The 3,974-nt window shown below is 62.1% G+C and carries 4 protein-coding genes; 3 read left to right on the top strand and 1 reads right to left on the bottom strand.

Annotated elements, in window-relative coordinates; genetic code table 11:
* Positions 1 to 98: 98 nt before the first annotated feature.
* The gene (locus T370_RS0121445) at positions 99 to 1,403 is read right to left on the bottom strand and encodes a phenylacetate--CoA ligase family protein (RefSeq protein WP_005028841.1); all 1,305 of its coding nucleotides are present in this window, start codon (positions 1,401 to 1,403) and stop codon (positions 99 to 101) included.
* A 172-nt stretch (positions 1,404 to 1,575) separates the two neighbouring features.
* On the opposite strand from T370_RS0121445, the gene rsfS reads away from it, so the two are divergent.
* Genes rsfS through T370_RS0121430 form a run of 3 tightly spaced genes read left to right on the top strand, consistent with a single transcriptional unit; the run spans position 1,576 to position 3,909 of the window.
* Positions 1,576 to 2,058 (top strand): ribosome silencing factor, encoded by a 483-nt coding sequence (rsfS, locus tag T370_RS25815; protein ID WP_248604301.1) that lies wholly within the window; start codon positions 1,576 to 1,578, stop codon positions 2,056 to 2,058.
* 25 nt (positions 2,059 to 2,083) lie between these two features.
* Positions 2,084 to 3,670, top strand: a complete 1,587-nt coding sequence (gene gpmI, locus T370_RS0121435; protein WP_029436956.1) for a 2,3-bisphosphoglycerate-independent phosphoglycerate mutase — start codon at positions 2,084 to 2,086, stop codon at positions 3,668 to 3,670.
* Positions 3,667 to 3,909, top strand: a complete 243-nt coding sequence (locus T370_RS0121430; protein WP_005028848.1) for a hypothetical protein — start codon at positions 3,667 to 3,669, stop codon at positions 3,907 to 3,909. The genes gpmI and T370_RS0121430 overlap by 4 nt, the downstream gene beginning before the upstream one ends.
* Positions 3,910 to 3,974 lie beyond the last annotated feature (65 nt).

The following is a 3,974-nucleotide window of genomic DNA, read 5'->3' as shown; positions in this document are numbered from 1 at the left end:
GAAGAGGAGAGGGAGGGGTTTGGGGAGGGGGAGGGGAAACTTTCTCTAGAAAGTTTCCCCTCCCCCTCCCCAATCTTTACTCAATCCCAATTATGACATCATTGCATCACGCGCCTGTCGATGACGCGGACGGCCTTGCCTTCGGAGCGCGGGATGGAGTGCGGCTCCACAAGGCGAACCTTGGTGGTGACGCCGAGGAATTCCTTGATGCCTTTCTGGATGCGCTGTTCGCGCTGCTGGAGATCCTTGATTGCGTCGGAGAACATCGCGCCGTCGAGCTCGACCTGCACTTCGACGTAGTCGAGGTTGTTCTCGCGGGTGAGGATGAGCTGATAGTGCGGGGAAACGCCCTGCACTTCGAGGAGCAGGCTTTCGATCTGCGAGGGGAAGACGTTCACGCCGCGGATGATCAGCATGTCGTCGCTGCGGCCCGTGATGCGGTTCATGCGCACATGGGTACGGCCACAGGAGCAGGGCGTGTAGTTCAGCGAGGTGATGTCGCGGGTACGGTAACGGACCAGCGGGATGCCCTGCTTGGTCAGCGTGGTGATGACCAGCTCGCCGGTGCTGCCTTCGGGCAGGATTTCGCCGGAGACGGGGTCGATGATCTCGGGAAGGAAATGGTCTTCCCAGATGTGCATACCATGTTGCTCTTTGGCGCAGGACTGGGAAACGCCGGGGCCCATGATTTCGGACAGGCCGTAAATGTTCGTCGCGGTGATGCCGAGCTTGTCCTCGATTTCGCGGCGCATTTCCTCGGTCCACGGTTCGGCGCCGAAAACGCCGAGGCGGAGGGGCAGATCCTTGATGTTTATCCCGATTTCGAGGCCCGCGTCATGGAGATGCAGGGCGTAGGACGGCGTACAGCAGAGCACGGTCGCGCCGAAGTCGCGCATGAGCTGGACCTGACGCTTGGTCGAGCCGCCGGACATGGGGATGACGGTCGCGCCGAGGCGTTCCGCGCCGTAGTGTGCGCCGAGACCGCCGGTGAACAGGCCGTAACCGTAGGAAACCTGCACGATGTCATTGGCGGTGGCTCCGGCCGCGGCCAGAGAGCGGGCGGCGCATTCGGCCCACGTTTCAATATCGCGCTTGGTGTATCCGACCACGGTGGCCTTGCCGGTGGTTCCGCTGGAGGCATGGATGCGCTGGATCATTTCCATCGGGACGGCGAACAGCCCGTAAGGGTAGTTGTTCCGCATGTCCTGCTTCAGGGTGAAGGGAAGGAATTTCAGATCGTCCAGCGACTGCACGTCGGAGGGCTTGATGCCCTTTTCGTCGAAGCTGCGGCGATAGAAGGGAACGTTGGCGTAAACGCGACGGCACAGGTCCTGAAGGCGACTCAGCTGGATTTCCCGAATCTTTTCCCGTGGCATCGTCTCTTTATCTATGTTGAAAATCATACAGTCCTCCAAACGGAATGCGTAAAGTCGAGACACACGAGGATTGCCCCATTTGCCCGGAGCGGTCAAGAGCCGAAAAAGGGGATTTTACCCTGTCCATCAGTGGTTTCCGGGCCCCGAAGGGGGCAGGGCTTTCGTTGCGATCAACCCGAAAATGGAGTATGTCTCGGCGATGGAACAACATAACTCTACTTCTACGGCGTCTCAGGCAACCCCCGCTAACACCCCTGCCTCCAAGGCACAGGCGGCCCGCAAATTTTCCACGGCGTCGGCTTCCGAAAAGACGGCCGCTCTTGTGAAGTGGCTTGAAGAAAGCAAGGCTCGCGATGTCGTGGCCCTCGATGTGGCGGGCAAGAGCCCGTGCATGGATGTGGTCATCGTGGTCACGGCGTCTTCGCTCCGCCATGCCAAGAGCCTCGCCGACGGCCTGATGGAGCAGTGCACCAAGAACAACTACGAATTCCTGCGCATGGAAGGCTATCAGACCGGGCAGTGGATTCTGGCTGACCTCAACGACATCGTCGTGCATATTTTCCAGCAGGACGTGCGCGAGCTTTTCCGCATCGAATCCCTTTGGAAGGAATCTCCCGCATTGTATGGCGAAATGCCCGCGGTGTCCCCCCGTCACGCAGAACCCGCCGGGGACGAAGACTAAGCCCCCGGCTCCAAGGAAGTGCATCATGTCCCTTACCCCGACGCTGCTCCTCATTCTTGATGGCTACGGACTGGCTCCCGCCGGTCCGGGCAATGCCGCCAGCCTTGCGCGGACGCCCAACATCGATCGGCTCATCTCCCTGCCGGGCGCGACGCGCATCGACGCCTCCGGGCGCGCGGTGGGGCTGCCCGCCGGATATATGGGCAATTCGGAAGTGGGGCACCTCAATATCGGGGCCGGACGCATCGTGTATCAGGATATGACCCGCATCGACGTGGCGATGGAGACGGGCGAACTTGCCTCCAACGCCGCGTTGCTCGAGCTGCTGGCGAACGTGAAGCGGACGGGCGGGCGGCTGCACTTCGCGGGATTGCTGTCCGATGGCGGCGTGCACAGCCACATCAACCACCTCGGCGCGCTTATGGATATCGCCGCTGCCCACGGCGTGGACGTGCGCGTCCATGCGTTCATGGACGGGCGCGACACCAGCCCCACCAGCGGCGCGGGTTTCCTCGCGCAGCTTGGGGACATGATGGCGCGGACACGGGCGGCGCATTCCGGCGTGTCGGTGGAACAGGCTGCTCTCGTGGGGCGTTTTTACGCTATGGACCGCGACAAGCGCTGGGAGCGGGTAAAGGTGGCGTGGGACATGATGGTCCACGGCGAAGGCCAGCGCGCCTCCGATCCTGTGGCGGCCGTTGAAGCCCTGTATGCTGCCGGGGAGACCGACGAATTCCTCAAGCCGCAGGTGTTCGGCGACCCCGCCGACGTGTGCGTCAGGAACGGAGACGGCATCTTCTTCATCAATTTCCGCGCCGACCGTGGGCGCGAGCTGGTGAGCGCCTTCCATTTCCCTGATTTTGACGGGTTCGATCGCGGCGGTGTCCCGGCGCTGGCTGGCCTTGTGACCATGACTTCCTACGACAGCTCACTGCATGTGCCGGTGGCGTTTCCCAAGGAAAACCTGGTGCAGACGCTGGGTGAAGTCGTGGCTGACGCGGGCGCGCATCAGCTCCGCATCGCCGAAACCGAAAAGTACGCCCATGTGACCTACTTTTTCAGCGGCGGGCGTGAGGAGCCCTTCCCCCTTGAGGATCGCATCCTTGTCAATTCGCCGAAGGATGTGGCGACCTATGATCTCAAGCCGCAGATGAGCGTGCTTGAGGTGACGGATCGTTTCCTCGAAGCGTGGGCCGCAGGGCCGGAAAAGGACGGCGTGCCGTATACGCTGGCGGTCTGCAATCTGGCGAACCCCGACATGGTGGGGCATACCGGCGTCATTGAGGCGGCGGTGAAGGCGCTTGAGTATGTGGACGGCTGCGTGGCCCGGCTGGTGGAAGTTGTGCTCAGTTCCGGCGGCCGCGTGCTGATGACGGCGGACCACGGAAATGTCGAGGTGATGCTGGACGAAACCGGGCATCCCCAGACGGCCCACACCTGCAATCAGGTTCCGCTGGTTGTGGTGGAGCGGGGCGCGGACGGGGAGCGGGCCGTTCCGTTGCGTTCCGGCGGCAAGCTTGGGGATATTGCGCCCACGCTGCTGGATTTGTGGGGCCTTGCCAAGCCGGGCGTCATGAGCGGCGAAAGCCTTGTCGAAGGAGTGCGGGGATGAGTCTTTCCAGTCGTCCCGTGCAGCCCGTGCCGCCGGAGAGCATGGAGCTTGTCTTTTTTTATCGTTGCCCCGGCTGCGGGCGCCGCAATCCTCTGATTGCGCCGACGCAGCCTTCCATGACCCGTTGCGAGTCCTGTGGGGAGCCTTTCCCCGTCATGCCGGTGGACGAACGCACCGTGCATTACGTCAAGATCATGCTCGCCAACGGCCGCGCCGCTCTGGATCCTGATTTCGCATAGTTCTGGGGAATAATCGGGGGAGGGGAGAGGAAACCTTTCTCTAGAAAGGTTTCCTCTCCCCTCCC

The organism is Bilophila wadsworthia ATCC 49260 (assembly GCF_000701705.1).
GTDB lineage: Bacteria > Desulfobacterota > Desulfovibrionia > Desulfovibrionales > Desulfovibrionaceae > Bilophila > Bilophila wadsworthia.
Note: the sequence above shows the minus strand (reverse complement) of the source record. Positions and strands in the feature narration are given on the sequence as shown.

What these genes read in the sequence shown, in the direction of transcription:
- T370_RS0121445 (WP_005028841.1), bottom strand. Translation starts at nt 1,403, where the DNA reads ATGATTTTCAACATAGATAAAGAGACGATGCCACGGGAAAAGATTCGG.
- rsfS (WP_248604301.1), top strand. Translation starts at nt 1,576, where the DNA reads ATGGAACAACATAACTCTACTTCTACGGCGTCTCAGGCAACCCCCGCT.
- gpmI (WP_029436956.1), top strand. Translation starts at nt 2,084, where the DNA reads ATGTCCCTTACCCCGACGCTGCTCCTCATTCTTGATGGCTACGGACTG.
- T370_RS0121430 (WP_005028848.1), top strand. Translation starts at nt 3,667, where the DNA reads ATGAGTCTTTCCAGTCGTCCCGTGCAGCCCGTGCCGCCGGAGAGCATG.